Here is a 26,443-nt window from a genome sequence, read left to right as displayed (position 1 = left end):
GACCTGACCCCCCCTCCGTTTCGATGGGATGCCTGCTTGTACAATGCCGTCAGAACTCGCAGGTGCGACGCCCTATCGGGCCGCCGGCGATGTGGCATGGACCTGACGCGGGCGCCGACGCAGCGCAGGTCGCGGAATGAACGGAACCAGGCGAGGAGGCAGGACATGGAGCTGCAGCAGGCAGGCCGTATGCGCGCGGGCGAGCGGCGGCGGGATGTGGTGGAAGGTCGCCTGCCCGGGGCGGTGCCGCGCCGATCGGCGATTCGGTCGAGCGGGCTGACCATGGCAGGCGCGGCCGTGATGGCAGCCGCATCGGTCCTGGTTGCACTTCCCGCGTACGCGCAGGCGCCTTACCCGTCGAAACCGATCCGCATGATCGTGCCGTTCCCGGCGGGCGGCGGCTACGATTTCCTGGGGCGGCTGTACGCGGCGAAGATGGCCGAGGCCTGGGGTCAGCCGGTGCTGGTCGAGAACCGGGCCGGTGCCAACGGCAACATCGGCTCCGAGGTCGCCGCGAAGGCCCCGCCGGACGGCTACACCCTGTTGATGGGCGGCATCGGGCCACAGGCGCTGTCCGTCGGCCTGTACCCGGCCTTGCCTTATGACCCGCTGAAGGCGTTCGAGCCGATCTCGCTGGTCGCGGGACAGCCGAACCTGCTGGTGGTGCATCCGTCCATGCCGGTGAAGACGCTGAAGGACTTCATCGCCTTCGCGAAGGCCCGCCCTGGCCAGATCTCCTATGCGTCCAACGGCAGCGGCAGCGGTCAGCACATCGCGGCCGAGCAGCTAAAGCTGATGACCGGCATCGACATCGTGCATGTGCCGTTCAAGGGCGCAGCGCCGGCGCTCACCGCGATCCTGTCCGGTGAGGTTGCAGTGGCTTTCAACGTCATCCTGTCGCCGCTGCCCTACGTGAAGAGCGGCCGTCTGCGCGCGCTGGCCACCGCCAGTTCGCGCCGGGCAAGCCTGGCTCCCGACGTGCCGACGATGGCAGAGCTGGGCTATCCGATCGACATCGACACCTGGTATGCGTTGTACGCGCCGGCCGGTACGCCGAAGGAGGTCGTCGGCCGGCTCGCCGCCGAGGCGGTGCGCATCGGTGGCCTGGCCGACGTGCGCGAGCGGGCGGGCGGCCAGGGCATCGAGATGATCGGCGCCGGCCCGGACAAACTGCTCGCGCACAACCGTGCCGAGATCGCCCGCTGGACCAAGGTGATCCGGCAGGCGAAGATCAATATCGACTGATCCGCTGCGGCGGACGCGACGACGGAGGCAGGCATGGCACAGACAGTGGCGATGATCGGGCTCGGCATCATGGGTTCGGCGATCTCGGCGAACCTGGTGAAGAACGGCTTCACGGTGCTGGGCTTCGATGTATCCGACGCAGCGAAGGCCGCCGCGAGGGCGAAGGGTGTCACGCTGGTCGGCTCGCCGAAGGAAGCCGCCGCGAAGGCCGACGTGCTGCTGCTGTCGCTGCCGAGCGTGGCGGCGCTCGATGCCGTCGTCGCAGGCGCGGACGGCATCCTCGATGCCGCGCGCGGCGGCATCGTCGTGGCCGAACTGTCCACGCTGCCGATCGAGGACAAGCAGCGCAGCCACGACGCGCTCGCTGCGGCCGGCATCACGATGCTCGACTGCCCGCTGTCGGGCACCGGTGGCCAGGCGGTCAGCGGCGACCTGTCGGTCTACATGAGCGGCGATGCGTCTGCGTCGGAGAAGCTGCGCCCGGTGTTCGCCGGCTTCTCGCGCCAGCAGGACCACGTCGGCCCGTTCGGCAACGGCATGAAGATGAAGGCGGTGGCCAACATGCTGGTGGCGATCCACAACGTGGCTGCCGCCGAGGCCTTCGTGTTCGGCATGAAGATGGGACTGGACCCCGAGTCGATCCTGAAGGTCGCCGGCAACGGGGCCGGGGGCTCGCGCATGTTCGAGGTCCGGGGTCCGATGATGGTGAAGGACGAGTACCCGGCGACGATGAAGGTGTCGGTGTGGCAGAAGGACATGCACATCATCGGCGAGATGGCCAAGGCGGTGGCCTGCCCGACGCCGCTGCTCAATACCTCGGCCATCCTGTACGACGCGGCGATGGCCCAGGGCCGGTCGGAACAGGACACCGGTTCGGTGTGCGCAGTGCTCGGCGAGATGGCGCGGCTGAAGCGGGTCAACCCAGCCGGATGACTTTCGCTGCGTTCAGTTCGTCGATCTCGCGCGTGCCGTAGCCGATCGATTCCAGTACCTCGCGCGTATGTTCGCCGACCTTCGGCAGGTCGAGCCGTACGCCCAGCCGGTGCCCGTCCATCTCGATCGGCAGGATCGGCACCTTCGTCGCGGTGCCGTCCGGTAGCGTGATCGGCGCCAGGCCGTCCGAGGCGTTCAGGTGCGGGTCGTCGAACAGGTCTTCAGGGCGCGCGATCGGCGCGAACGGCAGGCCGAGAGCCTCGAAGCGCGCCATCAGGTCGGCCTTGCTCATGCGCGAGAACAGTTCGGTGATTACCGGGATGGTCTTGCCGCGCTGCTCGACGCGCTGCGGATTGGTCGCCAGCGAGGGGTCGGTCAGGAACTGCGGCAGGTCGAAGGCATCGCAGAACACCTTCCACTGGGTATCGGTGACCACGCCGACGAACACCTGCTCGCCCTCGACGGTGGTGAAGGTGTCGTAGACGGCCCAGGCGCGCACGCGCTCGGGCATCGGCACCGCCGGCCTGCCGGTGGCCAGCGATTCCATCATGTGCTGTGCCATCAGGAACACGTTGTTCTCGTACAGCGCACTCTCGACATACTGGCCGCGGCCGGTCGCCTTGCGCTGGTAGAGCGCACCCATCACCGCGACCGCACCGAACACGCCGCCCATCACGTCGTTGACCGACGCGCCCGCGCGCAGCGGACGGCCCTTCGGTCCGGTCATGTAGGCCAGGCCGCCCATCATCTGCGCCATCTCGTCGAGGGCCGTGCGGTGCGCGTACGGCCCGCGCAGGAAGCCCTTGTGCGAGCAGTAGACCAGGCCTGGATTCTCTTTCGACAGCGCTTCATAGCCGAAGCCGAGCGACGCCATCGCCCCGGGCCTGAAGTTCTCGGTGACCACGTCTGCCCGCGCTACCAGCCGGTGCACGATCTCCTTTCCCGGGGCGGACTTCAGGTCGACCGCCAGGCTCTTCTTGTTGCGGTTGTAGGCCGGGAAGAAGCCGGCGCCGGAGGCGGTCAGCTTGCGGGTGTGGTCGCCCTCGAGCGGCTCGATCTTGATCACTTCGGCACCCATGTCGCCGAGCACCAGGCCGCAGGTCGGACCCATGACCATGTGGACGAATTCGACGACCCGCAGGTCGGCGAACGGCAGGGCGTGGCTCATTCCGCTTCCCTCATCGTGCTGGCTTCATTCGGTGTTCCCGGCGCGTGCCGCAGACCCTGTGGTATTGATCGTCCATCATCGACCGGAGACTGCCATGAGTGCAACCCCCTCGTTCCAGCCGCTGTTCCATCTTGCCTTCCCTGTCCGCGACCTTGCCGAGGCACGTGCGTTCTACGGCGACCTGATCGGCTGCAGCGAAGGCCGCTCGTCCGACGAATGGTGCGACTTCAACTTCTACGGGCACCAGATCGTCGCCTACGAGGCGCCGCACCTGTGCGCCGTCAGCGACACCTCGCCGGTCGACGGCGACGACGTGCCGATCCGCCACTTCGGCGCGGTGCTGGCGCTGCCCGACTGGGAGGCGCTGCGCGACCGGCTGCGGTCTGCGGGCGTGACGTTCATCATCGAGCCGCAGATCCGCTTCGTCGGCGAGATCGGCGAGCAGCACTCGATGTTCTTCCTCGATCCGTCGGGCAACGCGCTCGAGTTCAAGGCGTTCACCGACATTGGTTACCTGTTCCGGAAGTGATGTGCCCGGTACGCGCCCCGCACGCGCCTCGCCGGAGCGGGACAGGTCCTCACGCTGCACTGCACCATCGTTTCTCCGCCACCGATCACCGCTGGCTCTCTATACTCGATTATTACAACAGCGGAAAGCGGGATACGAGATCCTGCGCTCGTGCGGACAGCGTCCGTACTATCCGTGCGCGGGGGCGCACTCACATCCAGAGGTAACCCATTCATGAAACGCCTCATCGCAATGACCGCGGCGGTGCTCGTCGCCCTGTCCGCATCCGTGTTCGCGCAGCCGAAAGCCTTCTCGATCGTCACCGGTACCACGGGTGGTGTCTACTTCCCCCTCGGCGGCGGGCTTGCACAGCTGCTGAACAAGCATGCCGGCATCAACGCCAACGTCGAGGCGACAGCCGGCTCGGCGGAGAACATGTACCGCATCGGCAAGGGCCAGGCCGACCTCGCGTTCAGCCAGACCGACGCCGCCTGGGACGCAGTGAACGGGCTCGACAAGTTCTCGGGCAACAAGATGGGCATCCGCGCGCTGATGGTGCTGTACCCGAACGCGATGCACCTGGTGACCATCGAGGGCTCAGGCATCAATTCGATCGCCGACCTGCGCGGCAAGCGTGTGTCCACCGGCCCGGCCAACAGCGCAACCGAGATCATGGCGATGCGCGCGATGCAGGCCGTGGGCATCGACCCTGACAAGGACGTGAAGCGCGCCCGGCTGTCGCCTGCCGAATCGACGCGTGCGATCCGGGATCGCCAGCTCGATGCCTACTGGTTCGTCGGCGGCGTGCCGACCCCTGCGATCACCGACCTTGCCGCCACGCCCGGCATCAAGATCAAGCTGATCGACTACCAGAAGGAAGCGCTGGCGGGCATGGTCAAGACCACCGGGCCGATCTACGTGCCGCTCACCATCCCGGCCAAGTCGTATCCGGGGCAGGACACGCCTGCGCAGGCGGTCGCCGTGTGGAACATCCTGGCCGTGCGCGACGACATGCCGGTCGAGATGGCCTACAACATCACCCGTGCCGCCTACCAGCAGCGTGCGGAACTCGCAGCGGTCCATCCCGAGGGGCGCAACATCGACATCAAGTGGCAGTTGAATGGCGCAGCCGTGATCCCCTTCCATCCCGGGGCGATGAAGTTCTGGGCCGAGCAGGGCGTGAAGCTCAAGTAGCCGGGCGCGCGCGGCGTGTCGATGCAGGCGGGCAGGGCGGACGGCGTGCCGGCCGCCGCCGGGGCGCCCGCCGTTCCCGGCGAGGCGGTGGTACTCGACGGGGCCGTCGGGCGGAAGGTCAACGAGCTGATCGAAGCCGAGGAGGGGGCCCTGCACCGCCACGGTGGCTGGCTGGGCGGCTTCCTCACGCTCGTCGCGATCGGCGTCTCGCTGTTCCACCTGTACGGCGCGATCGAGGTCGTGCCGGCGCAGTTCTTCCGCACCGCGCATGTGGCGCTGGTGCTGTTCCTGGCCTTCCTGCTGTTTCCGGTCGCGCGCCGCTATCGCAACCGGATGATGTGGTGGGACTGGGTGTTAGCGCTGGCCAGCCTGTCGACGCTGGTGTACGTGCTGGTCGAAGGCTGGGATTTCGCCTACCGCACCATTTCCCCGACCACGATGGACGTGGTGATGGGCTGGTTGCTGATCCTGCTGCTGCTGGAGGCGACGCGGCGCACCACAGGCTGGGTGATGGTGGTCGTGCTGGCCGTGTTCATCGCCTACGCGTTCGCCGGGCCGTGGCTTCCGCAACCGTGGACGCATCGCGGCTACGACCTCTCCCGGCTGGCAGCCACGCTCTACATGACGGTCGACGGCGTCTATGGCACGGCCGTGGACGTCTCCTCGTCTCTGATCATCCTGTTCTGCATCTACGGCGCCTTCCTGCAGTTTTCCGGCGCGGGCAAGTTCTTTCTCGACTTCTCGTTCGCCGCGATGGGCTCGAAGCCGACCAATGCCGGGCGCACCGTAGTGCTGGCGTCGTTCCTGCTCGGCGGGCCTTCGGGCTCGGGCGTGGCGACCACGGTGACCATCGGCTCGGTCGCATATCCGATGCTGAAGAAGGCCGGCTATCCGCCGAACCCGGCCGGTGGCCTGCTCGCCGCAGGCGGGCTGGGCGCGATCATCTCGCCGCCCGTGCTCGGCGCGGCTGCCTTCATCATCGCCGAGTTCCTGCGCATCTCGTATCTGGACGTGATCCAGATGGCGATCATCCCGACGCTGCTCTACTACTTCAGCCTGTTCCTGATGGTGGAACTGGATGCGCGCAAGTACGGCGGCAGCGACGCGGTCGTCGACAATCCACTGTCGGTATGGCACCTGCTCAGGACCTACTGGTTCCACTTCCTGTCGCTGGTGGCGATCGTCCTCTACATGATGTGGGGCTATTCGCCGACGGCGTCCGTGTTCTGGGCCATCGTCACCGCCTTTGCGGTGAGCTTCCTGCACCGCGACTGCGCGCTGCTGCCCTACGCGCTGTTCTCTCCGCGCGGCCTGCGGCCCGCCGCGCTCTGGACGAACCTGCGCGATTCCCGGCTGGCGCTCGCGCTGCGCGACGGTACGGTCGGCATGCTCAATGTCGGGGTTACCTGTGCCGCGGCGGGCATCATCGTAGGCATCGTCACCCTGACCGGGCTGGGCCTGAAGTTCAGCTCGATCGTGATCGGCTATGCCGAGGTGTTCGCGGGCGGCTTCGTTGCCGCGTTCCAGGCGGTCGGCCTGTCGCCCGGCGAGGCGGTGTTCGCGAACACCCGGCTGCTGTTCACGACCATCTTCACCGCGCTGATCGTCTGGATCGTCGGCCTGGCGGTGCCGGTCACGGCTTCGTACATCATCTGCGCGGTGGTCGCAGCACCGGCGCTGATCAAGCTCGGCGTGCCCGACTTCGCCGCGCACATGTTCATCTTCTACTACGCGGTGCTGTCTGAAGTGTCGCCGCCGACCGCACTGTCGCCCTTCGCGGCCGCGGCGATCACCGGCGGCGATGCCTACAAGACCACGCTCCAGTCGTGGAAGTACGTGATGCCCGCGTTCGTCGTGCCGTTCATGTTCGTGCTCGATCCCGCCGGGGTCAGCCTGCTGCTGAAGGTGCCGGTCGGGGGCGACTGGCTCGACGTGGCCTGGGTATGCATGACCGCGCTGATCGGCATCTGTGCGCTCGCCGCCGGTGCACAGGGCTGGCTGCTGCGCAGGACAGGCCGGTTCGAGCGCTGGCTGCTGGTGGGTGGCGGCGTGCTGCTGATTTTCATGTCGACCGTGACCGACCTGCTCGGTTTCGCCTGCATCACCGTCGCGGCAGCGAGCCAGTTCCTGCGGCGTAACCTGCCGCCTGGCCCGGCCCCCGGGGCGGGCGCCGCCTGAGATGGGAGCCTCCGTCCACGGTGAGGGGGCTCGGGCGACGGCCAGGGCTGCTGCCGCCAGCAGCGCGCCCGGAGGGGCGGAACTGGACGAGTTCTGCGATGCGATCTGGCTGGAGGACGGGCTGGCACGCAACTCGATCGACAGCTACCGGCGCGACCTCGCCCAGTTCGCCGACTGGCTGGCGCAGCCGCCGCGATCGACCACGCTGCTGGCCGCCGGCCGGGCCGAACTGCTCGAATACCTGGCGCACCGGGTACGCATCGGCGCGCGTGCATCGAGCAGTGGCCGGCTGCTGTCGGCGATGAAGCGCTTCTATCGCTTCATGCTGGTCCGTGGCCGGGTGCCGGTCGATCCAACGCTGGAGATCGACGCGCCCAGGCATATGCGCGCGCTGCCGCACAGCCTGTCCGAGGCGCAGGTCGAAGCACTGCTCGAAGCGCCGGACATCCAGCACCCGGTCGGGCTGCGCGACCGGGCGATGCTCGAGGTGCTGTACGCGACCGGCCTGCGCGTGACCGAACTGGTATCGCTGACCCTGCCGCAGGTGAGCCGCGAGATGGGCGTGGTGCGGGTCGTGGGCAAAGGCTCGAAGGAGCGGCTGGTGCCGCTGGGCGAGGCGTCGCTGGCCTGGCTGGCGCGCTACCTGGCGCAGGGGCGCGGCGACATCCTCGGTGCACGCCAGAGTACCGCCCTGTTCGTGACCGGGCGGGGCGAGGCGATGACGCGCCAGGCGTTCTGGTACCGGATCAAGCTGCACGGGCGCACCGCCGGGATCGTGCAGGCGATCTCGCCGCACGTGCTGCGCCATGCGTTCGCGACCCACCTCGTGAACCACGGCGCAGACCTGCGCGTGGTGCAGTTGCTGCTTGGTCATGCGGACATCTCGACGACGCAGATCTACACCCATGTCGCGCGCGAGCGGCTGAAGGACGTGCATCGCAAGCACCATCCGCGCGGCTGAGCCGTGCGGTCAGCGCGGCAAGGTTGCCGATCGCCGCCGCGATCGGCGATGATGCGCAGCGTCGGCAAAGACCGGCGTTCCCAGTTGGTGACGACGACGCGCCTGGCGCGTCAGGAGGAGAACCTGTGGTCCGCACCCTGCTGATTCCGTTGGCGCTGGTCTGCGCTGTCCCGATCGCCGTTGCGCAGTCGTTCCCCGCCAAGCCGGTACGCATCATTGTCGGCTTCGCGCCCGGTGGCGGCACCGATTTCGTGGCGCGCGTACTCGGTCAGCGTCTGGGCGAGGTCTGGGGCCAGCCGGTGCTGGTCGAGAACCGCGCCGGTGCAGCCGGCACCATCGGCGCCGACTTCGTCGCAAAGGCACCCGCCGATGGCTACACGCTGCTGATGGGCCATGTGAACTCGAACGCGATCGCGCCGAACGTGTTCCGGCGCATGCCCTACGACACGCTGAAGGACCTCGCGACCGTCGTCTACGTCGGCTATGTGCCGAACGTGCTGGTGCTTCATCCGTCGCTGCCGGCGAAGTCGGTGAAGGAACTGATCTCGCTCGCGCGTGCGAAGCCGGGTGCGCTGACCTTCGCCTCCTCGGGCACCGGCAGCACGCAGCACCTGGCCGGCGAGATGTTCATGAATCTCACCGGCACGAAGCTGATCCACGTGCCGTTCAAGGGCAGCGGCCAGGCGATCCAGGACCTGATCGGCGGCCATGTGTCGCTCAACTTCGACACCATGCCGCCGGTTCTCGAGCACATCCGCAACGGCAAGCTGCGTGCGCTGGCGGTGACTACCCCGCGCCGCGCCAGCCAGCTGCCGGATGTGCCAACCCTCGAAGAACTCGGGCTGAAGGGTTTCGAGATGACCAACTGGTACGGTCTGATGGCTCCCGGCGCGACGCCGCGGGCGTTGGTGAACCAGATCAATGCCGACGCGAACCGGGTGATGAAGGAGCCAGCGATCCGCGAGAAGCTGGTGGCCGTCGGCACCGACATCGGTGGCGGCACGCCCGAGGAGTTCGACGCGTTCCTGCGCAGCGAACTGGCGAAGTATGCGCGGCTGGTGAAGGCGACCGGGGTGGTGATCGACAACTGATCCCGGCAGTGCCTCTGGCCGCCGGGTCAGACTTCGGCCGCCCGCCGCTCGATCGTGATCCCCAGCTTCTTCACACCCGGCATCAGGTTCAGCTTCGCCAGCGACAGCCGCAGCCGCGGCATGCCGAACTCGCCAAGCAAGGTGGTGGCGATCAGCTCGGCGAGCGCCTCGAGCAGCTGGGCATCGTGGTGGTCGAGGATTGCACGCACCCGCGCGACCACCTTGCTGTAGTCGATGGTGTCGGCGAGTTCATGGCTGTCGGCGGCATGGCGGCCCGGCAGGTCGAAGTCGATGTCGATCTCTACCGCCTGCGTCGCCTCACGCTCCCAGGGATAGACCCCGACCAGCGTCTGGTGGCGCAGTTCCCGGATGAAGATGGTGTCCGGGGCGGGGAGGGATGCGGTTGCGGTGTCCATGGTCCGGTCGATGTTAGCGAGCATCGGGCGGTCGCGCTACACTGGACGTATGCTCGATACATCCGCCGACCTGCTGATCATCCTGGCTGCCTACCTGATCGGCTCCATCTCGTTCGCCGTGATCGTCAGCCGCTGGTTCGGCCTGCCCGACCCGCGCACCTACGGTTCGAAGAACCCGGGCGCGACCAACGTGCTGCGCTCCGGCCGCAAGGCTGCGGCGATCCTGACGCTCGCCGGCGACGGCCTGAAGGGCTGGCTGGCTGTCGCGCTCGCGCAGTGGCTCGCGCCGGCGCAGGGATACACCGACACCACGATCGCGCTGGTGGCGCTGGCGGTGTTCCTCGGCCACCTGTACCCGGTGTTCTTCCGCTTCATCGGCGGCAAGGGCGTGGCGACTGCCGCGGGCGTGCTGTTCGCGCTGAACCCCTGGCTCGGGCTGGGCCTGCTGGTGATCTGGCTGGTGCTGGCGGTCGGGTTGAAGCTGTCGTCGCTGGCGGCGCTGGTCGCCACTGCCGCGGCGCTGCCGCTCGCCTGGTGGCTGGCCATGCCCGGCGAGTACCTCGCCACGATCGGCGCGATCGGGGTGCTGCTGGTCTGGCGCCACCGGTCGAACATCCGCAAGCTGCTGTCGGGTAGCGAAAGCGGTTTCGGTGGCAAGGCTGGCAAGGAAGGTCCGACCGCGCAGCAGTAGCTGCGCCTGCGCAGCTATGCCTTGTGTTCAGGGACGCTGCAGCGAATCGAGGGGCCAGCGCGGACGCACCCCGAAGCCGCGGGCGCCGCCATCGTTGGCCGCAGCCGGCAGGCTTCCTTCGCGCAGGCGCAGCGCGCCTGCCCAGGCGATCATCGCGCCGTTGTCGGTGCACAGCGCGACCGGCGGATAGACCACGCGCGCGCCGCGCCGGCGCGCCGCGGCATCGAGCTTCTCGCGCAGTCGCAGGTTGGCGCCGACGCCACCGGCGACCACCAGCGTGTCGAGGCCGGTGCGCACGAGCGCATCGATCGACTTGGCGCACAGCACGTCGGTGACCGCTTCCTGGAACTCGGCTGCGATGTCGGCTACGGTTGCCGCAGTCAGTGCCGGCTGCGCGCGCACCAGCGTCAGCACGGCGGTCTTCAGGCCGCTGAAGCTCATCTCGAGGTCGTTGCTGGCGATCATCGGACGCGGCAGCTTCAGGCGCCCGGCCTTGCCTGCCAGGGCGGCCTTCGCCACCGCAGGTCCACCGGGGTAACCCAGGCCGAGCAGTTTCGCCGTCTTGTCGAACGCCTCGCCCGCCGCGTCGTCGAGCGTGTCGCCCAGCAGTTCATAGTCGCCGACGCCGCCTACCCGCATCAACTGGCTGTGCCCGCCCGAGACCAGCAGCGCGACGAAGGGAAACGCAAGGTCGGGCTCCGAGATCAGCGGCGACAGCAGGTGGCCCTCGAGGTGGTGGATCGGGATCACCGGGATGCGCAGCGCATAGCCGAGCGCATGGGCGACGCTGGTGCCCACCAGCAGCGCGCCTGCCAGCCCCGGGCCCTCGGTGACCGCGATCGCATCGAGGTCGGCGAGCGTGCAGTCGGCCTCGGCGAGCACCTTGCGGGTCAGTGGCAGCAGCCGGCGCACATGGTCGCGCGAGGCAAGTTCCGGCACCACGCCGCCATAAGCCTCGTGCAGGTCGACCTGGGAGTGCAGCGCGTGCGCGAGCAGACCGCGCTCGCCGTCGACCAGCGCGACGCCGGTCTCGTCGCAGGATGTCTCGATACCCAGGACCCGCATGCCATCCCCGTCAGCCGGCGCCAGGTCGCGCCGGGCCGGGCATTCTAGCGGGTCCGTGCCGGGTCCATCCGCTATCATCGACGGAATGACGGAGGAGCTTTCGATGGGCAAGCAGACGAATACCGGTGGCCGTTCCGACCTGGAACGGTTGTTCAACCCGCGCTCGGTCGCCATCCTGGGCGCGTCGCAGAACGTGAAGACGATCAGCGGGCAGCCCGCCTGGTCGCTGGCGAAGCATGGCTACAAGGGCACGCTGTACCCGGTCAACCCGAAGTACGACACGGTCGAAGGCGTCAAGTGCTACCCGTCGGTCGAATCGCTGCCCGAGGTGCCCGATCTCGCGCTGATCCTCGTCGCCGCCGCGCGCGTGCCGCAGATGCTGCGCGAGGTGGGGAAGAAGGGCATCCCGTTCTGCATCATCTTCAGTTCCGGCTTCGCCGAGACCGGTGCCGAAGGCCTCGCGCTGCAGAAAGAGATCGCCGCGATCGCGCGCGAGTATTCCATCGCGGTAGTAGGGCCGAACTGCCAGGGCATGATCGGCGTCACCGACGACGTCTACGCCGGCTTCGGCTCGGCGTTCTCCGGCGACAACTTCCGCCAGGGCTCGCTGTCGATGACGACGCAATCCGGCGGCTTCGGCTACGGCGTGATCATCCTGGCGGAAGAGTCGGGCCTGGGCTTCCGCAGCATCGTCAGCACCGGCAACGAGTCGGGCCTGACCACCACCGACTTCATCGAGTGGTTCACCCAGGATCCGCAGACCAAGGTCATCGGCGCCTACATGGAGGGCGTGAAGGACGCGCATCGCCTGCTCGAGGTCGGCGACAAGGCGCTCGATGCCGACAAACCGGTGCTGATCTGGAAGGTCGGCAACACCGATGTCGGCCAGCGCGCGGCGGCTTCGCACACCGCGAACCTGGGCGGCGCACTGGCGCTGTACGAGGCGGCTTTCCGCCAGCGCGGCATGATCCGCGTACGCGATGCGAACGAACTGATCGACTACACCCAGGTGTTCGAATGCGACAAGCGGCCGGCGGGAAACCGGGTGGCGATCGTCACCATCTCCGGCGGCGGCGGCATCCTGATGGCTGACCAGTGCGTCGAGTCGGGCCTGTCGGTTGGGCCGCTCACCCGAGACAGCGAACTGGCGCTGAAGGACATCATCCCCTCGTTCGGTTCGTGGCAGAACCCGATCGACATCACCGCGGGTATCTTCAACAACCCCGAGATGCTGGCGCAGGCGATGCAGATCATCGTCGACGACCCGTCGGTGGATTCGATCGTCGTCATCTTCGCCTCGCTGCAGGGCGATATCGCCACCCAGCGCGCGAAGGAACTGGTGGAACTGAGCGCACGCACGCCCAAGCCGATCCTCGCCGCCTGGAGCGCACGCGAGAAGTTCGCGTCCGAGGCCTACCGCATCCTGAAGGAAGGCAAGGTGCCGCGCTTCTCGACGCCAGTGTCGTGCGGCAAGGCTTTGGCGGCGCTCACCACGTTCGCCGAAGCACAGCGCCGCCGGGCGAAGGAGAAGGCCGAACCGGTGCTGTCGCTGCAGCGCCCCGATGCGAGGGCGATGCTCGCCGGCCGCAGCGCCGATCTCGCCGAGTACCAGGCCAAGGCCCTGGTCTCGGCGTATGGCATCCCGGTCACGCGCGAGGTGCTGGCCAAGGATCGCGCGGCTGCGGTCGCGGCAGCGAAGGAGATCGGCTTCCCGGTGGTGATGAAGGTGCAGTCGGCCGGCATCGCGCACAAGACCGAGGCTGGCGGCGTGCGCATTGGCGTGCCCGATGCGGCGGCCGTCGAGGCCGCGTTCGATGCGATCGTCGTCAGTGCGAGGGCGTACGCGCCCGACGCGGTGATCGACGGCGTGTCGGTGCAGGAGATGGTGTCCGGCGGTACCGAACTGATCGTCGGCGTGCAGAACGACCCGTTGTTCGGGCCGGCGGTGATGGTCGGCCTGGGCGGCATCTACGCCGAGGTGTTCAAGGACGTGTCGTTCCGCCTCGCGCCGCTGACCCGCTCGGTGGCCGAGTCGATGCTGCGCGACCTCAAGTGCTTCCCGCTGCTCGACGGCGCACGCGGTCGCCCGAAGGCGGATGTCGATGCCGTGGTCGACGTGCTGCTGAAACTGTCTGCGTTGTCGATCGACCTGAGGCAGGAACTGGCCGAGCTCGACATCAACCCGCTGGTGGTGCTCGAGCAGGGGCGCGGCGTGCGCGCGCTCGACGCGCTGGCCAAGCCGCACACGCAAGCCTGATGCCCACTCCGCAGGAGCCGCTGTCATGACCCCACCCGATACCTCCATGAAGACGCCGGCCGGCGAGATGCCCGCCGCCGACATCGGTTTCGCCCGCGGGCTGGGCGACGACGTGCTGCTGCTCAAGCGTGAACTGCGCCGTTTCATCGAGGCCGAGGTCGAGACCCGGTCGCGCTGGATCGAGGAGAACGACACCATCCCCGACGACCTGATGGCGATGGCGCGCGACCTCGGGCTGTTCGGCCTGACCATCCCCGAGGCCTACGGTGGCATCGGCCTCGACCTGGCCGGCAAGTGCGCGATGGAAGAGGAACTCGGCCGCAGCAACTACGGTTTCTCTACGGTCATCGCCAACCATACCGGCATCAGCACCAAGGGCATCGTCGACCTCGGCAACGACGAGCAGAAGCAGCGCTACCTGCCGCGCATGGCCACCGGCGAGTGGGTCGGCTGCTTCGCGTTGACCGAACCGCAGGCGGGGTCGGACCCGGCCGCGATGCGCACCAGCGCGGTGAAGCAGGGCGACAGGTGGATCCTGAACGGCGAGAAGATCTACATCACCAACGCGACCATCGCCAACGTGTTCACGGTGATGGCGGTGACCGATCGCTCGAAGGGTGCCAAGGGCATCTCGGCGTTCATCGTCGAGCGTGACTTTCCCGGACTGTCGGTCGGCCCGAACGAGCGCAAGATGGGCATGCACGGCTGCGGCACCGCGCCGGTGATCATGCAGGATTGCGAAGTGCCCGCCGCCAACCTGCTCGGGCCCGAGGGCATGGGCTATGTGCAGGCGCTGAAGACGCTGACCGCCGGGCGGGTGACCGTCGCCGCCCGCTGCTGCGGCATCATGGACCGGCTGATCGAGCGCACCGTCGACTACCTGAAGACGCGCGAGCAGGGTGGCAGCAAGCTCGCCGCCTACCAGGGTCTGCAATGGATGCTTGCCGACATGGCGCTGTCGCGCGATGCTTCGCGCCTGCTCGTGCAGCGCGCGATCGACACCATCCGCAGCGGCGCCCGCGGCACGGTCGAAGCGTCGATGGCCAAGCTGCATGCGACCGAGGCGGCCGGAAGGGTGGCCGACGCGGCGATCCAGCTGCACGGCGGCATCGGCTACATGCGCGACTTCGGCATCGAGACGATGGCGAGGGATGTGCGGATCACGCGCATCTACGAGGGGACGTCCGAAATACAGCGGTCGCTGATCGCGCGCGAGCTGCTCAAGGACTGAACGGACGCGATTTCGCGCGAATCGAAGAGACGCGCCGGGCGGGGCGCTCATGCCGCTGGCGCCGGCGGTCCGCACGGCATGATGTTCGGCGACCTGGTCGAACGGTTCAGCCGGATCGCGAAGCCTGGTTGCCCGGCCTGGAACGCGGGTGGTAGGATTCCAACTCGGAATTCCTACAGGGGTCATCATGCATGTGACCGAAAAGGGACAGGTGACGATCCCGAAGCACATTCGCGTTGCCGCCGGCGTCGCTCCAGGCAGCGAGGTTTCGTTCAGCCTCGATGGGGGGCGGATCGTCATGACCCCTGTGGCTACTGGCGTAAAGGATGATCGGCGGGACAGGCTGCGGGCTGCGGCAGCCCGGGTCAGGGAGTCGATGAAGCCCGAGTTCAGGCAACTCGGTGCAGACGAGATCATGGAGTTCCTTCGTGGCCAGGACGAGTCACCCGCCGCTGCCGGTCGTAGTCGCCGCTAGTCTTGCAGATTACGACGGAGCGGCCGGTACCCTCGTCGACACCAACGTGTGGATCGACTGCATGGACGCGGGTAGTCGATGGCACGAATGGGCGGTCGAGCACCTCCAGTTGCTGAGCGAACGGTCACCGCTGCACGTCAACCTGATTGTCTACACGGAGTTGCTGGTTCCCTGTCCGGATATCGAAGCGCTGGACGAATTGCTCGACGTCTACGAAACGCTGCGGACGCCCCTGCCGTGGACGTGTGCATCATTGACGGCCGCCGCCTTTGCCCGTTACCGGAAGAACGGCGGGGCCAAGTCGAAGCCGCTGCCGGATTTCTACATCGGTGCGCATGCGGCCGTTGCGAACCTGCGAGTGCTGACGCGGGATCCGGCACCGTACAGCACCTACTTTCCGAGACTGATGGTCGTTTCTCCGTAGTCCGGCAGGGGCTGCACGTTTGCCGGCGCTGACGGCTGGCCTGCTCGGCGTCAACGGTCGGTTGCATGGCGCACGGCGGCGATCCATGGTCGGCGCATGCGGTGGTGCGGAAGTCGTTCGTCGGAGTGGTACCGGTCCGGGTTGCCTGCTACCTTCGCCGTCCTGGACGGCCTCTCCGCTGCCGTGCGCCCAGTCTTGGTATGATCGGTATGTTGAGCCGGTGCCCCCGAAGTTCCAGGCCGCAGACCTTTGCGGCAACCATGCGGCCCCGCAGAGCAGTCCCGCGCGGTGGTTCCTGCTGTTCCGTGTGGCCTGCGGTCGGAGCCAGGCTCCCCCCAGGACGGCCCACGGCCCCCGCCGGCGTTTCAATACGGCCTCGACAGCCCCAGACCGCAGCCAGATGCCGCGCTTCCACGAACGGAGAAACACAAGATGAGTGCAACCCTCGACCTGCTGAAGATCGCCCAGGAAGAAGCCAGCGGCGACCTGTTCAAGTACCTTGACAGCATCTACAAGCGCTCGACCGTCAAGGTCGAGGGCGCCCCCGACGCCATCCTCTGGGAAGGCGGTAACGCGGCCGGTGGCGTCAAGCCGGTCGCGCATACCTTCACCGACACCTTCGCGCTCAATGGCACGCTGATGGCGCTGGACGTGCTGGGTCTGCCCTATATCGGCGTGCCGATGATGGCGCAGTACCGCCATGACACCCGGCTCGCCTGCCTCGACTGGTTCGGCAAGCTGCCCTACACGTCGATCAAGTGGTCCACCGCCGGCGACTTCCTGGTGAACGAGGGTGGCAAGAAGGTCGTCGTGTTCGGCAAGTCGGCCAACGCGCCGCTGCGCACCGTCTCCGGCGTCTTCTGCAACGTGCGCCCTTACGGCCCGATCACTGCGGTTCGGTGCATGCCCTGCCTGCCCTATTCGCAGGACAAGAAGAAGTTCAAGGTCGACCCGGAGACCGGCGTCGTCCACTCCGAGATGAACACCCCCGGCATCCGCATGGCTTACGCCGGCCGCCTGTTCCTGAAGATGGTGCACGAGACCGGCCAGCTCGGCCGCGTCGCGATGAAGCCGACCCAGGCCCAGGAAGACGCGATCAACGCCGGCCTGCTGCGCTGGATGCTCAAGGGCACCAAGTTCAAGATGGTGCGCCAGTATTCGGTCGATGCGTACGAAGAGCACAAGGACAACGTCGACGCGATCGTCAAGCTGCTTCCTAAGGACTTCAAGGACGGCATGGAGAACTGGACCGGCGAGATCAGCGAGCACATCGCCGATACCAACTACGGCCTGCTGCTGCATGACGTGATCCGCCACCGCAAGTCGATCGTGCTTGGCACCGATCTCGACGGCGACCGCCTGACCGACCTGATGGCCGACGGCCCGCAGGTGCTGCGCGATTTCGGCCAGATGGTGCTCGACCACGCCAAGACCGGCATGGACATGAACAAGGTCTGGACCGACATGGGCTTCACCATGAAGAACGGCCGCGACATGACCAGCGTGATGTATCGCATGGTCGGCGAGCCGATCTACGAACAGACCCTCGGCTCGGCCGATGCGATGCTCACCCGCCTGCTCGACGGCGACGAGACGGTCGGCGGCACCAAGGACCCCTACGATCCGCGCATCCACTTCGTGCTGATCAACGACGCGTACAAGGCCGCGAACCCGGGCCACACGCAACTGCACAAGTGGCTCGACGACCAGCTGGCGACCTTCGACTCGATCTACGATCCGAAGCGTCCGAAGTACATCGACGGCTACTTGAAGCTCAAGGCGGCGATCAAGCCGTGGGGTAGCCAGTAACCCGCTAGACCCGTGGGGAATGTGGGGGGTCAGGTCTTGAGTTTTGCAGAAAGCAAAATTCAAGACCTGACCCCCCACGTTTTTTCCCTCCACGCAAAAGACAAGACCTGACCCCACTGCACTAGACCTGACCCCACTGCACTGCACTGCACAGGACCGATGCCATGACTGCTCTCAAGGAACTCTTCGACCTCTCCGGCCGCGTGGCGGTCGTCACCGGCGGCTCGACGGGCCTCGGCCTGCAGATGGCGGAGGCCATGGCCGAGTTCGGCGCAAAGGTGGTGATCTGCGCGCGCAAGGCTGACCGCCTGGCCACCGCCGAGGCGAAACTGCGCGAGTACGGTGCCGAGGTGCTGACCGTCGCCTGCGACGTGGCGAAGGCCGAGGCGGTGGCGTCGCTGCACGATCAGGTGATGGAGCGCTTCGGTGGCGTGGACATCCTGGTCAACAATGCCGGCCGCGCCTGGGTCGCGCCGGTCGAGGACATGCCGCTGGAGCGCTGGCAGCAGGTATTCGACCTGAACATCACCGCACCTTTCATGCTGGCCCAGGCCTTCGGCCGCCGCATGATCCAGCAGAAGAAGGGCAGCATCATCAACATCGCGTCGATCGCCGGCCTGGTCGGGCGCAACCCGGACGCATACAACTCGATCGCCTACGGATCGAGCAAGGGCGCGCTGGTCAACTTCACCCGCGACCTGGCGATCAAGTGGGCGCGCCACAACATCCGCGTGAACGCGATCTGCCCGGGTTTCTTCGTGACCGACATCAACCGCAAGGTCTACGACGAGCGGCCGGAGAAGATCGACCGCGAGATCCCGCTCGGCAAGCCCGGCGGCGACAGCGACATTAAGGGTGCGGCCGTGTGGCTCGCCTCCGACGCCAGCCGGTTCGTCACCGGCGCGATCATCCCCGTCGACGGCGGCACGACGGCTTGGTAACCTGACTGCCGTGGACAGGCGCCCGCAGAGGCGCCGTCGTTCCGGACGCATGCAGCCGGCCCGATCCGGCGCTGCCTCGGCAACCAGGAGGAGAAGACGATGCGGATCCGTTCGCGAGCGCGAAAGGTGCCTTTCGTGCGGGCGGCTGCACTGGTCGCTGCCGCTGCCACCGGCCTGCTGCTCCAGGCTGCCGATGCATCGGCCCAGTCGCCGCAGGCTTTTCCGTCGAAGCCGCTCCGCTTCCTGATCAGCTTCACGCCGGGCGGCACGACGGACACGCTGGCGCGCACGCTCGCCGAGCGGATGGCGAAGGCGTGGGGTCAGCCGGTGCTGCCCGAGAACCGCCCGGGGGCGGCAGGCGTGATCGCGGCGGAGATGACCGCCCGGGCGCCGGCCGACGGGCATACGCTGCTGATGGCCAGTTCCGGGTATGCAATCAACGCCACGCTGCAGCCGAAGCTGCCCTACGACTCGGTGAAGGACATCACCGGCGTGGGGATCGTGGCCGACCTGCCGAACATCGTGATCGTGCATCCGTCGCTGCCCGTGCGCACCATCGGCGACCTGCTCGCGCTCGCACGCAAGCGGCCGGGGCAGTTGAGCTACGCCTCCGCCGGCACCGGGTCGAGCCAGCACCTGGCCGGGGAGCTGTTCAAGTCCATGACCGGCACGAACATCGTCCATGTGCCCTACAAGGGCGGCGTGCCGGCTACCACCGACCTGATCGGTGGGCATGTCGACCTTACCTTCGGCAGCACTGCCAACCTGCCGGGGGTGCGCGCCGGCCGGCTGCGGGCAATTGCGGTGACCACCGCGAAACGCTCCCCGGCGCTGCCTGACCTGCCGACCGTCGACGAGTCCGGCGTGCCGGGGTACGAAGCCCCGGTCTGGTACGCGGTGCTGTCGACCGCCGGCACGCCGCGCGATGCGCTCGACCGGCTGTCCGGCGAGATCCGCCGCTTTACCGAAGACCCGACCGAGCGGGCACGTTTCCGCGAGCAGACCGCCGACCTGCGCTGGGCTTCGCCCGACGACACGACGACGTTCGTGCACGCCGAAATCCGCCGGTGGGGCGAGGTCGTGCGCCGGAGCGGCGCGCGCACCAACTGAGCGCTCACTTGCCACTGGCGCGGCCGGCCGTGTGATGGAATCATCGCGGGTCCCGCACGGCCCCTGCGGCGGCATCGTCCGATGATCCCGCCGCGCAGCGCCGCCGCCCCGCCCGCATCCCCGGAGGTCACTGAATTGAGCACCACGATCGCAGAACAACTGCTTGCCGCGCTGAAGGAAGCCGGTGTCGACCGCCTGTTCGGCATCCCCGGCGGTGGTGCCACCGCCGAGCTGGTCAGCGCCAGCAAGGCGGCCGGCATCGAATTCGTGCTCACCCAGCACGAGACCTCGGCGATCATCGCAGCCGGCGTTTACGGCCAGCGCACCGGGACGGTCGGCGTCGCGCTGTCGGCGATCGGGCCCGGGGTAGCCAATTTCGCCAACGGGCTCGCGCATGCGATGCTCGACCGCCTGCCGGTGCTGGCGATCGCCGATCGCTACCGGGGCGGCGTGCATGAGGTCGCGCTGCGCCAGCAGTTCGACCACCTGGCGATGATGCGCCCGGTGACCAAGGCGCAGATCACGCTGCACGAGGACACCTGGGATGTCGGCCTGCGCCGCGCGTATCGCACGGCGCTGGCCGAGCGGCCGGGGCCGGTTTTCATCGACTTCCCGAACAACGTGGCTGGCAAGACGAACCGGCCCGCCACGCCACTGCGCCTGCTGCAGCCTGCGTACGAGGCGCGCGTGCCGGCCGCGGCGCTGGCCGAGGCAGCCGCAGTGATCGGTGCGGCACGCCGGCCGCTGATCCTCGCCGGCAACACTGCGCTGTCGCTGGCGGCCGGCACGCTTGCGCACTTTGCATCGGTGCTGCGCGCGCCGGTGCTTACCTCGGCCAAGGCCAAGGGCGCGATCGCCGCGGACGATCCCTGGTCGGCAGGCGTGTTCATGGGCGGCAAGCTGGAGCAGGTCCTGCTCGAACAGTGCGACTACATCGTGTTCGCAGGCTTCGATCCGGTCGAACTGCTGCCCAAGCCCTGGAAGGTACCGGTCCCGGCGCTCTGGCTCGACCGGGTGCCCAATGTCGAGCAGACCGCCGCAGTCGAGGCCGAACTCATCGGCGACCTGGCCGACACGCTGGCCGGCCTGGCCGAGGCGCTGGCTCCAGGCGGTGCGGGCGGTGCCCGCACGGCTTCGACGTGGTCGCCCGAGGATTGCAGCCGCTTCCATGATTCCGTGCGCACGCAGCTCACCGTGCCGGTGGACGGTCTGTCGCCCAACGACGTCGTGCTTGCGGCGCGCGACGCCGCCCCGCGCGACACGGTACTGGTGACCGATGTCGGTGCAAACAAGCTGCTTTCGGTCGAGTTGTGGGACGCGTATGGCCCGCACGACTTCCTGATGTCCAACGGCCTGGCGACGATGGGCTTCTGCCTGCCTGCGGCGCAGGCGGTGAAGCTGGCCGAACCGCATCGTCCGGTGCTGTGCCTGTGCGGCGACGCCGGCTTCCTGATGCGATTGCCCGAACTCGTCACTGGCCGTCTGATCGACGCCGGTGGCGTCAGGCGGCCGATCATCTACGTGATCTTCGCCGACAACGAACACAGCCTGATCACGGTAAAGCAGGGCAAGCTGGGCAAGCATGTGCACGGGCTGGACTTCCCGTCGCCCGGCTATGCCGACCTGTCCCGCGCGTTCGGCATGGCGTGCGCGGAAGTGGACAACCTGGCCGATTACCGCAAGGCGCTGGCCGAGGCGTTCGCCCGCACCGACCGTTCGACGCTGATCGCCGCGCGCATCGATTCGTCGGCGTACGCGAAGCAGTTCGACATCATCCGCGAGCTCTGACCCCCCGGGGCAGGTATCACCGCGCCCCGCGCACGGCTGCATGGAATGGTACGGTATCTGCTTCCGATGTCAGCTCGATCCCGATCCAGGAGCCGTCCTTCCATGCATGCCTTGTCATCAGCGACTGCCCTGCCCATCGCCGGGGCACTCTCGCTCTGTGCCGTCCTGTCCGCCGCACTGCCTGCGTTCGCACAGACGCCGTATCCCGCCAAGCCCATCCGCATCATCGTGCCGTTCGCGCCTGGGGGGCCGAACGACGTACTGGCCCGGCTGATCGGCAGCCGGCTCACGGAAGCCTGGGGCCAGCCGGCCATCATCGACAACCGGGGCGGCGCCGGTGGCACCATCGGCGCAGAAGCCGGTGCCCGCGCGCCCGCCGACGGTTACACGCTGACCATGGGTGGTTCGAGCAACATGACGGTGGCGCCGGCGCTGTACGCGAAGCTCTCGTACAGCCCGCTGAAGGATTTCACGCCGATCGCCAATGTCGCGCGCGTGCCCTATCTGCTGGTGGTCAACCCGCGGGTGCCGGCAAAGACGGTAAAGGAACTGGTCGCGATCGCACGGGCGAAGCCGGGCTACCTCAACTACGCATCGTCGGGCGTCGGCAGCATGTCCAGCCTCGCCGCCGAGTGGTTCAACGCGGTGGCCGGCACGAAGGTGGTGCACATCCCGTTCAAGGGCACTGCACCGGCGCTGACCGAACTGATGGTCGGCAGCGTCGACCTGATGATGGCCGACATGGGGCTCGCGCTGGCGCAGGCCCGCGCAGGCAAGATGCGCGCGATTGCGGTGACCACGCCGCGGCGGTCCGCCGGTGCCCCCGACGTGCCCACCGTGGCGGAATCCGGATTGCCGGGGTTCGAGCTGTCGCCCTGGTTCGGCATCGTCGGGCCTGCGGGCGTGCCGCGCGAGATCGTGGATCGCCTCAACCGCGAGATCAACAATGCGTTGAAGGGCGCTGAACTGCTGAAGCGCTTCGCGGAGCTGGGCTACGAGCCCGCGTACGGCAGCGCCGAGCAGTTCGCGGCGGAGATCCGCAAGGATACCGAGCTGTACGCGCGCATCATCCAGAAGGCCGGCATCAAGGCCGAACTCTGAACTTTTTTCGATTTCCAGCGGAGCCTGACCGATGAAGAACATCCTGCGTGGTCCTGTCCCTGCCCTGCATGCTGCCGCCCTGTCGGTGGTGCTGGCGTCGATGCCGACGCTGGTCTGCGCGCAGGCAGCGTGGCCCGCGAAGCCGATCCGGCTGATCGTGCCGTTCGGTGCCGGCGGTGCGTCCGACTTCGTTGCGCGCGTGATCGGGCCGCGCCTCGCCGAACAGCTCGGCCAGCCGATCGTGATCGAGAACCGGGCGGGCGCAAACGGCAACCTGGGCATGGAATTCGTCGCGCGCTCGGCGCCGGATGGCTACACCACCTTCCTCGGCAACATCGGGGCCGTGGCGATCAACCCCCATGTCTATGGCGCTGCGCTGAAGGTCGATCCGATGAAGGACCTGGCCCCTGTCGGGCTGGTGTCCGAGACCACGACGATGCTGCTGGTGCATCCGTCGCTTCCGGTACGCAGTTCGAAGGAACTGGTCGCGTTCATCCGCGCGCGTCCTGGCCAGGTGAACTATGCATCGGCCGGGGCGGGCAGCCTGAGCCACCTGCAGATGGAACTGCTGGCCGCGCAGAACGGCCTGAAGATGGTGCACATCCCCTACAAGGGCGGCGCAGGCCAGGCGGTGACGGACGTGGTCGCGGGGCATGTGACCGTGACCATCCAGACCCTCACCTCGGTGATGAGCTTCGCCCAGTCGGGCAAGCTGCGGCCGATCGCGCTGACCACCGCGAAGCGGCTCGACCTGTTCCCGAAGGTGCCGACGCTGCGTGAAGAAGGCGTGGACATCGTGTCGACCAGCTGGCAGGGCATCCTGGTCCCGACCGGCACGCCGGCCGAGTCGATCCGCAGGCTGCACGCCGCGATCAACCAGGCGCTGCCGGTGCCCGAGGTGCGCGAACGCTTCGCCACCGGCGCCACCGACGTGCTGCTGTCGGCCTCGCCGCAGGAGTTCGCCGATTACATCCGTACCGAGTCAGCGCGCTGGGGCAAGGTGGTACGCGACGCGGGCATCAAGCTGGAGTGATGCCGCCGGGCGCGGAAATCATGCCCGCGTGAACAGCCTCACCACCCCGATCGCCACGAGCAGGAATCCGGTGCCGGCGAACAGCGCCAGCGGTCCCCAGGCACTCGAGGCGCTGTCGAGGATGATGCGCCCGGTTGCTTCGTCCACCAGCACGTGCACCGATTCGCCCGAACGATGCTGCGGGGCGTGGGTCCACACGTCGGCGACGAAGACTCCCTCGCGCCCGTCGGGATGGCGGAAGCGGATGCGTGGGGCGAACAAGGTCTCGGTGGTATCCGCGCTGGCGATGGTGCGCTGCTCGACCTGCACGACCTGCGCTGGCAGGCGCAGGGCGCTGGACGGCATCGCCGCGCGCTCGCGATGCAGAACCCAGCCTGCGGTTGCGATTGCCATCCCGATGGCGACCAGCCAGGCGCCGCTGTTCACGCTGCGTCGCCTGCCGAGAACAGGATGAAGCCGCCGAGTTCGGGCGGCAGGATGACCCGCAACCGGCCATCGGGCAGCAACGTGGACGGCGTACCGCCAGCCTCCAGCGCTGCCCGGGTAGTACCCATGTCGTCGCTCGACAGCTCGTAGCCGGCGATCCAGGGCAGGGCCGGCGGCACCAGCGCCTGGTCCGGATCGAACCGAGCCCGCCATGCGGCGGTGTCCATCAGGTGCAGCGCGCCGCGCGCGGTCTGCTGCACGAACTCCGTCCCGGCCGGGCCGAACACCAGCCCCGACGGGATGCCGGCATAGCGTGCATAGCGGGTGGCCGCCTCGGCTGGGTCGGGCAGCACGAGGAACACCCGGCGCAGCCCCGTCGCCCTGTTCGGATGGTCGAGCCAGCGCTGCTGCCAGACGCCCTCGGGTGTCTGGTGCCCGCAGAACTGGATACGGCCCTCGGGCATCGTGCCGGGGGGTGTCCGCGTGACCACGAAGCGCACGGTGGTGGTACCCGACAGTGCGTCCGCCTCGCGCTGCAGGCGGACTGGTGGCAGCGGCGCGAAGCCCGCAGCCGACAGTCGTGCATGGTCAGATTCCGCGTCGGCCGTACCATAGGCGATCAAGTGCACCCCGGTGTAGCGCGTGATCGACTCGCGCAGCTGGTTGGCGACCGGGGTGTCCATGAACGGCGTGAGGAATTCCAGGTAACCCTCGCGCAGCATCACGCAGCGGTTGCCGGTGCCGGCCGGGACCAGCGGACCGTCGGCCTGCAGCCGGTGGAACTGCTCGGAGAACGGCGTGGCGGCGAAGCCCAGTCGCGCCAGTGCCACGGCCGCGGCATCCCGGTCGGGCACGAAGTGCGCGACATGGTCGAGGTTCAGCGTGCCGGCTGCGGGCACCTGCGCGTCATGCACGGGAAGGCGCGGCAGCATCAGGGGCGCCGCGCGACCATGTCGATCTCGACCAGCGCGCCGCGCGCGAGACCGGTGACCCCGACGCAGGTGCGTGCCGGCCGCTTGCCCGGCGCGAACCAGCTCGCATAGGCCGCATTCATCTGCGCGTAGTGCTCGTCGAACTTCAGCAGGAACACGCGCACCTGCACCACGTTCTCGAGCCCCAGTCCGACGCCGTCCAGCACGGTCGACAGATTCTTCATCACCTGGTGCGTCTGTGCTTCGATACCTTCGGGATAGGCCGAGTCGTTGGCGAGGCCCTCGAACGGCATCTGGCCGGTGACGAACACCCAGCCGTCGGCCTCGACCGCGTGGCTGAACGGTGCGACCGGGTCGGGCGCGCCATCGATCATGTGGAACAGCGGCATCGACATCGGAGAGTCCTCGCGGCGATCGGGATTCGGAACCGGCATCAGTAGCCGCGCAGCGGCTCGACGATATTCTTCAGCTTGCGGCCGGCAAGCCGGCGCGCGAAGTTCTCGAACCAGAAGTCGAGCAGGAAATCGATGTAGCGAGGGTCATCGCAGGTGATGTGCGGCAGAACGACCAGGTTCGGCACCGTCCACAGCGGCGAGGAGGCCGGCAGCGGCTCGGGCGAGAACACGTCCAGGATCGCGCCCGACAGCTTGCCGCTGGTCAGGCGCGCACAGAGGGCGTCGTAGTCGACCACCGGCGCGCGGCCGATGTTCATCAGCCCCGCGCCATCCTTCATCCGGTCCAGCATCGCGCTGTCCACCAGGCCCCGGGTCTGCTCGGTCAGCGGCGTGGCGACCACGACGAAGTCGGCCTTGCCGATCACCCGCGCGAGCTTCGACACCGGCACCACCGAGTCGGCCGCCTTCGCGGTGGTGCGGGTGAGCGCGCCGCTGCGGGTGACCGCGATCACGTTCACGCCGAGCTTGCGGGCACCGCGCCCGACCGCCGCGCCGACATCGCCGAAGCCGATCACCACCGCGGTCTTGCCGGCGATCGGCGAGGAGAACGCATGCGCCCAGTGCTTTGCACGCTGCGCGGTCATCACTTCCGGGATTCGTGCATTGAGCATCAGCAGGCCCATCGCGCCGGAATCCTGCGCCTTGGCCGCATGTGCGCCGCTGTTGTTGGTCAGCACCACGCCTTCGGGCAGCCAGTCGAGCGGCAACAGGCCGTCGATGCCGGCTCCGGTCGTCTGGATCCATTCGAGCCGGGGCGCCAGCGCACGCAGGTTGTCGCGCGGCGGGTCCGAGTTGAGCAGGAAGTCCGCCGTCTGCAGGGCCTCTGCCAGCATCTTGCGGTCGAAGCCGACGGTGATCTTCAGCCGGCGCGCGAGTTCCGGATGCCGCCGGACGGCCGCCTTGACGTCGCTCTCGAGCACCTGGAACTGGCGCGGCTTGCTGCTGTTGCTCTCGAAGTGCACATGGAACCTGCGCGGGGTGCTGGCGGTGGAACGTGGCATCGGGCGGGGC

Annotated in this window: 25 protein-coding genes; 18 read left to right on the top strand and 7 right to left on the bottom strand. The window is 67.9% G+C overall.

From position 1 onward, the window contains the following. Positions 1 to 165: 165 nt before the first annotated feature. Positions 166 to 1,245 carry a tripartite tricarboxylate transporter substrate binding protein gene (locus ING98_19415; protein ID MCA3104043.1) on the top strand — a complete coding sequence of 360 codons (1,080 nt, stop codon included), beginning with the start codon at positions 166 to 168 and terminating at the stop codon, positions 1,243 to 1,245. A 33-nt stretch (positions 1,246 to 1,278) separates the two neighbouring features. Then, a complete protein-coding gene (locus ING98_19410; protein ID MCA3104042.1) occupies positions 1,279 to 2,178 on the top strand; it encodes an NAD(P)-dependent oxidoreductase in 900 nt (299 codons plus the stop codon). Here the strand turns inward: ING98_19410 and ING98_19405 are convergent. Continuing rightward, positions 2,162 to 3,346, bottom strand: a complete 1,185-nt coding sequence (locus ING98_19405; GenBank protein MCA3104041.1) for a CoA transferase — start codon at positions 3,344 to 3,346, stop codon at positions 2,162 to 2,164. The genes ING98_19410 and ING98_19405 overlap by 17 nt on opposite strands. A gap of 94 nt (positions 3,347 to 3,440) precedes the next feature. On the opposite strand from ING98_19405, the gene ING98_19400 reads away from it, so the two are divergent. From ING98_19400 to ING98_19380, 5 genes are all read left to right on the top strand, one after another. After that, positions 3,441 to 3,875 (top strand): VOC family protein, encoded by a 435-nt coding sequence (locus ING98_19400; GenBank protein ID MCA3104040.1) that lies wholly within the window; start codon positions 3,441 to 3,443, stop codon positions 3,873 to 3,875. A 213-nt stretch (positions 3,876 to 4,088) separates the two neighbouring features. Next, positions 4,089 to 5,048: a TAXI family TRAP transporter solute-binding subunit gene (locus ING98_19395; protein ID MCA3104039.1), complete on the top strand. Its 960-nt coding sequence runs from the start codon at positions 4,089 to 4,091 to the stop codon at positions 5,046 to 5,048. Between the two features lie 21 nt (positions 5,049 to 5,069). Further along, positions 5,070 to 7,226: a TRAP transporter fused permease subunit gene (locus tag ING98_19390; protein ID MCA3104038.1), complete on the top strand. Its 2,157-nt coding sequence runs from the start codon at positions 5,070 to 5,072 to the stop codon at positions 7,224 to 7,226. A gap of 1 nt (position 7,227) precedes the next feature. Beyond that, positions 7,228 to 8,187: a site-specific tyrosine recombinase XerD gene (gene xerD / locus ING98_19385; GenBank protein ID MCA3104037.1), complete on the top strand. Its 960-nt coding sequence runs from the start codon at positions 7,228 to 7,230 to the stop codon at positions 8,185 to 8,187. Positions 8,188 to 8,312: 125 nt separating this feature from the next. Next, complete coding sequence (locus ING98_19380; protein ID MCA3104036.1) at positions 8,313 to 9,278, top strand: tripartite tricarboxylate transporter substrate binding protein; 966 nt, start codon at positions 8,313 to 8,315, stop codon at positions 9,276 to 9,278. Positions 9,279 to 9,304: 26 nt separating this feature from the next. Here the strand turns inward: ING98_19380 and ING98_19375 are convergent, their stop codons facing one another. Further along, positions 9,305 to 9,694, bottom strand: a complete 390-nt coding sequence (locus ING98_19375; GenBank protein MCA3104035.1) for a dihydroneopterin aldolase — start codon at positions 9,692 to 9,694, stop codon at positions 9,305 to 9,307. Between the two features lie 49 nt (positions 9,695 to 9,743). On the opposite strand from ING98_19375, the gene plsY reads away from it, so the two are divergent. Continuing rightward, complete coding sequence (gene plsY / locus ING98_19370) at positions 9,744 to 10,385, top strand: glycerol-3-phosphate 1-O-acyltransferase PlsY (GenBank protein MCA3104034.1); 642 nt, start codon at positions 9,744 to 9,746, stop codon at positions 10,383 to 10,385. A gap of 27 nt (positions 10,386 to 10,412) precedes the next feature. Here plsY and tsaD read toward each other — a convergent pair whose 3' ends face one another. Further along, entirely contained in the window at positions 10,413 to 11,450 is a 1,038-nt protein-coding gene (gene tsaD, locus ING98_19365) for a tRNA (adenosine(37)-N6)-threonylcarbamoyltransferase complex transferase subunit TsaD (protein MCA3104033.1), read from the bottom strand. 103 nt (positions 11,451 to 11,553) lie between these two features. Here tsaD and ING98_19360 point away from each other — a divergent pair, with 103 nt between their 5' ends. The 10 genes from ING98_19360 (at position 11,554) to ING98_19315 (ending at position 23,619) form a co-directional block, all read left to right on the top strand. After that, positions 11,554 to 13,707 (top strand): acetate--CoA ligase family protein, encoded by a 2,154-nt coding sequence (locus ING98_19360; GenBank protein MCA3104032.1) that lies wholly within the window; start codon positions 11,554 to 11,556, stop codon positions 13,705 to 13,707. A gap of 67 nt (positions 13,708 to 13,774) precedes the next feature. Beyond that, positions 13,775 to 14,938 (top strand): acyl-CoA dehydrogenase family protein, encoded by a 1,164-nt coding sequence (locus ING98_19355; protein ID MCA3104031.1) that lies wholly within the window; start codon positions 13,775 to 13,777, stop codon positions 14,936 to 14,938. Between the two features lie 187 nt (positions 14,939 to 15,125). Next, positions 15,126 to 15,413, top strand: coding sequence for an AbrB/MazE/SpoVT family DNA-binding domain-containing protein (locus ING98_19350; GenBank protein ID MCA3104030.1), 288 nt, complete (start codon positions 15,126 to 15,128; stop codon positions 15,411 to 15,413). A 61-nt stretch (positions 15,414 to 15,474) separates the two neighbouring features. After that, positions 15,475 to 15,837, top strand: coding sequence for a type II toxin-antitoxin system VapC family toxin (locus ING98_19345; protein MCA3104029.1), 363 nt, complete (start codon positions 15,475 to 15,477; stop codon positions 15,835 to 15,837). 432 nt (positions 15,838 to 16,269) lie between these two features. After that, entirely contained in the window at positions 16,270 to 17,646 is a 1,377-nt protein-coding gene (locus ING98_19340) for a hypothetical protein (protein MCA3104028.1), read from the top strand. A 164-nt stretch (positions 17,647 to 17,810) separates the two neighbouring features. After that, positions 17,811 to 18,587, top strand: coding sequence for an SDR family oxidoreductase (locus ING98_19335; GenBank protein ID MCA3104027.1), 777 nt, complete (start codon positions 17,811 to 17,813; stop codon positions 18,585 to 18,587). 99 nt (positions 18,588 to 18,686) lie between these two features. Next, positions 18,687 to 19,697 (top strand): tripartite tricarboxylate transporter substrate binding protein, encoded by a 1,011-nt coding sequence (locus ING98_19330; GenBank protein MCA3104026.1) that lies wholly within the window; start codon positions 18,687 to 18,689, stop codon positions 19,695 to 19,697. A 135-nt stretch (positions 19,698 to 19,832) separates the two neighbouring features. Beyond that, on the top strand, positions 19,833 to 21,485 hold the full coding sequence (locus ING98_19325; GenBank protein MCA3104025.1) for a thiamine pyrophosphate-binding protein: 1,653 nt from the start codon (positions 19,833 to 19,835) through the stop codon (positions 21,483 to 21,485). Positions 21,486 to 21,587: 102 nt separating this feature from the next. Beyond that, complete coding sequence (locus ING98_19320) at positions 21,588 to 22,586, top strand: tripartite tricarboxylate transporter substrate binding protein (GenBank protein ID MCA3104024.1); 999 nt, start codon at positions 21,588 to 21,590, stop codon at positions 22,584 to 22,586. Positions 22,587 to 22,617: 31 nt separating this feature from the next. Beyond that, positions 22,618 to 23,619: a tripartite tricarboxylate transporter substrate binding protein gene (locus tag ING98_19315; GenBank protein MCA3104023.1), complete on the top strand. Its 1,002-nt coding sequence runs from the start codon at positions 22,618 to 22,620 to the stop codon at positions 23,617 to 23,619. Positions 23,620 to 23,637: 18 nt separating this feature from the next. Here ING98_19315 and ING98_19310 read toward each other — a convergent pair whose 3' ends face one another. From ING98_19310 to ING98_19295, 4 genes are read right to left on the bottom strand one after another with little or no spacing between them, the layout of a single operon-like run. Beyond that, positions 23,638 to 24,045 carry a DUF3592 domain-containing protein gene (locus ING98_19310; GenBank protein MCA3104022.1) on the bottom strand — a complete coding sequence of 136 codons (408 nt, stop codon included), beginning with the start codon at positions 24,043 to 24,045 and terminating at the stop codon, positions 23,638 to 23,640. Next, positions 24,042 to 24,977, bottom strand: a complete 936-nt coding sequence (locus ING98_19305) for a VOC family protein (protein MCA3104021.1) — start codon at positions 24,975 to 24,977, stop codon at positions 24,042 to 24,044. The genes ING98_19310 and ING98_19305 overlap by 4 nt, the downstream gene beginning before the upstream one ends. Continuing rightward, entirely contained in the window at positions 24,977 to 25,372 is a 396-nt protein-coding gene (locus tag ING98_19300) for a RidA family protein (GenBank protein ID MCA3104020.1), read from the bottom strand. Before ING98_19300 ends, ING98_19305 begins: the two co-directional genes overlap by 1 nt. A 38-nt stretch (positions 25,373 to 25,410) precedes the next feature. Next, entirely contained in the window at positions 25,411 to 26,433 is a 1,023-nt protein-coding gene (locus tag ING98_19295; GenBank protein ID MCA3104019.1) for a D-2-hydroxyacid dehydrogenase, read from the bottom strand. Positions 26,434 to 26,443 lie beyond the last annotated feature (10 nt).

The sequence above is a fragment of the Rhodocyclaceae bacterium genome (assembly GCA_020248265.1).
Classification (GTDB): domain Bacteria; phylum Pseudomonadota; class Gammaproteobacteria; order Burkholderiales; family CAIKXV01; genus CAIKXV01.
The sequence above is the reverse complement of the archived record's forward strand: the minus strand, read 5'-3'. Positions and strand labels throughout refer to the sequence as shown.

What these genes read in the sequence shown, in the direction of transcription:
- ING98_19375 (MCA3104035.1), bottom strand. Translation starts at nt 9,694, where the DNA reads ATGGACACCGCAACCGCATCCCTCCCCGCCCCGGACACCATCTTCATC.
- tsaD (MCA3104033.1), bottom strand. Translation starts at nt 11,450, where the DNA reads ATGCGGGTCCTGGGTATCGAGACATCCTGCGACGAGACCGGCGTCGCG.
- plsY (MCA3104034.1), top strand. Translation starts at nt 9,744, where the DNA reads ATGCTCGATACATCCGCCGACCTGCTGATCATCCTGGCTGCCTACCTG.
- ING98_19345 (MCA3104029.1), top strand. Translation starts at nt 15,475, where the DNA reads ATGGACGCGGGTAGTCGATGGCACGAATGGGCGGTCGAGCACCTCCAG.
- ING98_19400 (MCA3104040.1), top strand. Translation starts at nt 3,441, where the DNA reads ATGAGTGCAACCCCCTCGTTCCAGCCGCTGTTCCATCTTGCCTTCCCT.
- ING98_19410 (MCA3104042.1), top strand. Translation starts at nt 1,279, where the DNA reads ATGGCACAGACAGTGGCGATGATCGGGCTCGGCATCATGGGTTCGGCG.
- ING98_19320 (MCA3104024.1), top strand. Translation starts at nt 21,588, where the DNA reads ATGCATGCCTTGTCATCAGCGACTGCCCTGCCCATCGCCGGGGCACTC.
- ING98_19405 (MCA3104041.1), bottom strand. Translation starts at nt 3,346, where the DNA reads ATGAGCCACGCCCTGCCGTTCGCCGACCTGCGGGTCGTCGAATTCGTC.
- ING98_19300 (MCA3104020.1), bottom strand. Translation starts at nt 25,372, where the DNA reads ATGTCGATGCCGCTGTTCCACATGATCGATGGCGCGCCCGACCCGGTC.
- ING98_19390 (MCA3104038.1), top strand. Translation starts at nt 5,070, where the DNA reads ATGCAGGCGGGCAGGGCGGACGGCGTGCCGGCCGCCGCCGGGGCGCCC.
- ING98_19335 (MCA3104027.1), top strand. Translation starts at nt 17,811, where the DNA reads ATGACTGCTCTCAAGGAACTCTTCGACCTCTCCGGCCGCGTGGCGGTC.
- ING98_19360 (MCA3104032.1), top strand. Translation starts at nt 11,554, where the DNA reads ATGGGCAAGCAGACGAATACCGGTGGCCGTTCCGACCTGGAACGGTTG.
- ING98_19305 (MCA3104021.1), bottom strand. Translation starts at nt 24,977, where the DNA reads ATGCTGCCGCGCCTTCCCGTGCATGACGCGCAGGTGCCCGCAGCCGGC.
- ING98_19355 (MCA3104031.1), top strand. Translation starts at nt 13,775, where the DNA reads ATGCCCGCCGCCGACATCGGTTTCGCCCGCGGGCTGGGCGACGACGTG.
- ING98_19395 (MCA3104039.1), top strand. Translation starts at nt 4,089, where the DNA reads ATGAAACGCCTCATCGCAATGACCGCGGCGGTGCTCGTCGCCCTGTCC.
- ING98_19295 (MCA3104019.1), bottom strand. Translation starts at nt 26,433, where the DNA reads ATGCCACGTTCCACCGCCAGCACCCCGCGCAGGTTCCATGTGCACTTC.
- xerD (MCA3104037.1), top strand. Translation starts at nt 7,228, where the DNA reads ATGGGAGCCTCCGTCCACGGTGAGGGGGCTCGGGCGACGGCCAGGGCT.
- ING98_19330 (MCA3104026.1), top strand. Translation starts at nt 18,687, where the DNA reads ATGCGGATCCGTTCGCGAGCGCGAAAGGTGCCTTTCGTGCGGGCGGCT.
- ING98_19315 (MCA3104023.1), top strand. Translation starts at nt 22,618, where the DNA reads ATGAAGAACATCCTGCGTGGTCCTGTCCCTGCCCTGCATGCTGCCGCC.
- ING98_19350 (MCA3104030.1), top strand. Translation starts at nt 15,126, where the DNA reads ATGCATGTGACCGAAAAGGGACAGGTGACGATCCCGAAGCACATTCGC.
- ING98_19340 (MCA3104028.1), top strand. Translation starts at nt 16,270, where the DNA reads ATGAGTGCAACCCTCGACCTGCTGAAGATCGCCCAGGAAGAAGCCAGC.
- ING98_19415 (MCA3104043.1), top strand. Translation starts at nt 166, where the DNA reads ATGGAGCTGCAGCAGGCAGGCCGTATGCGCGCGGGCGAGCGGCGGCGG.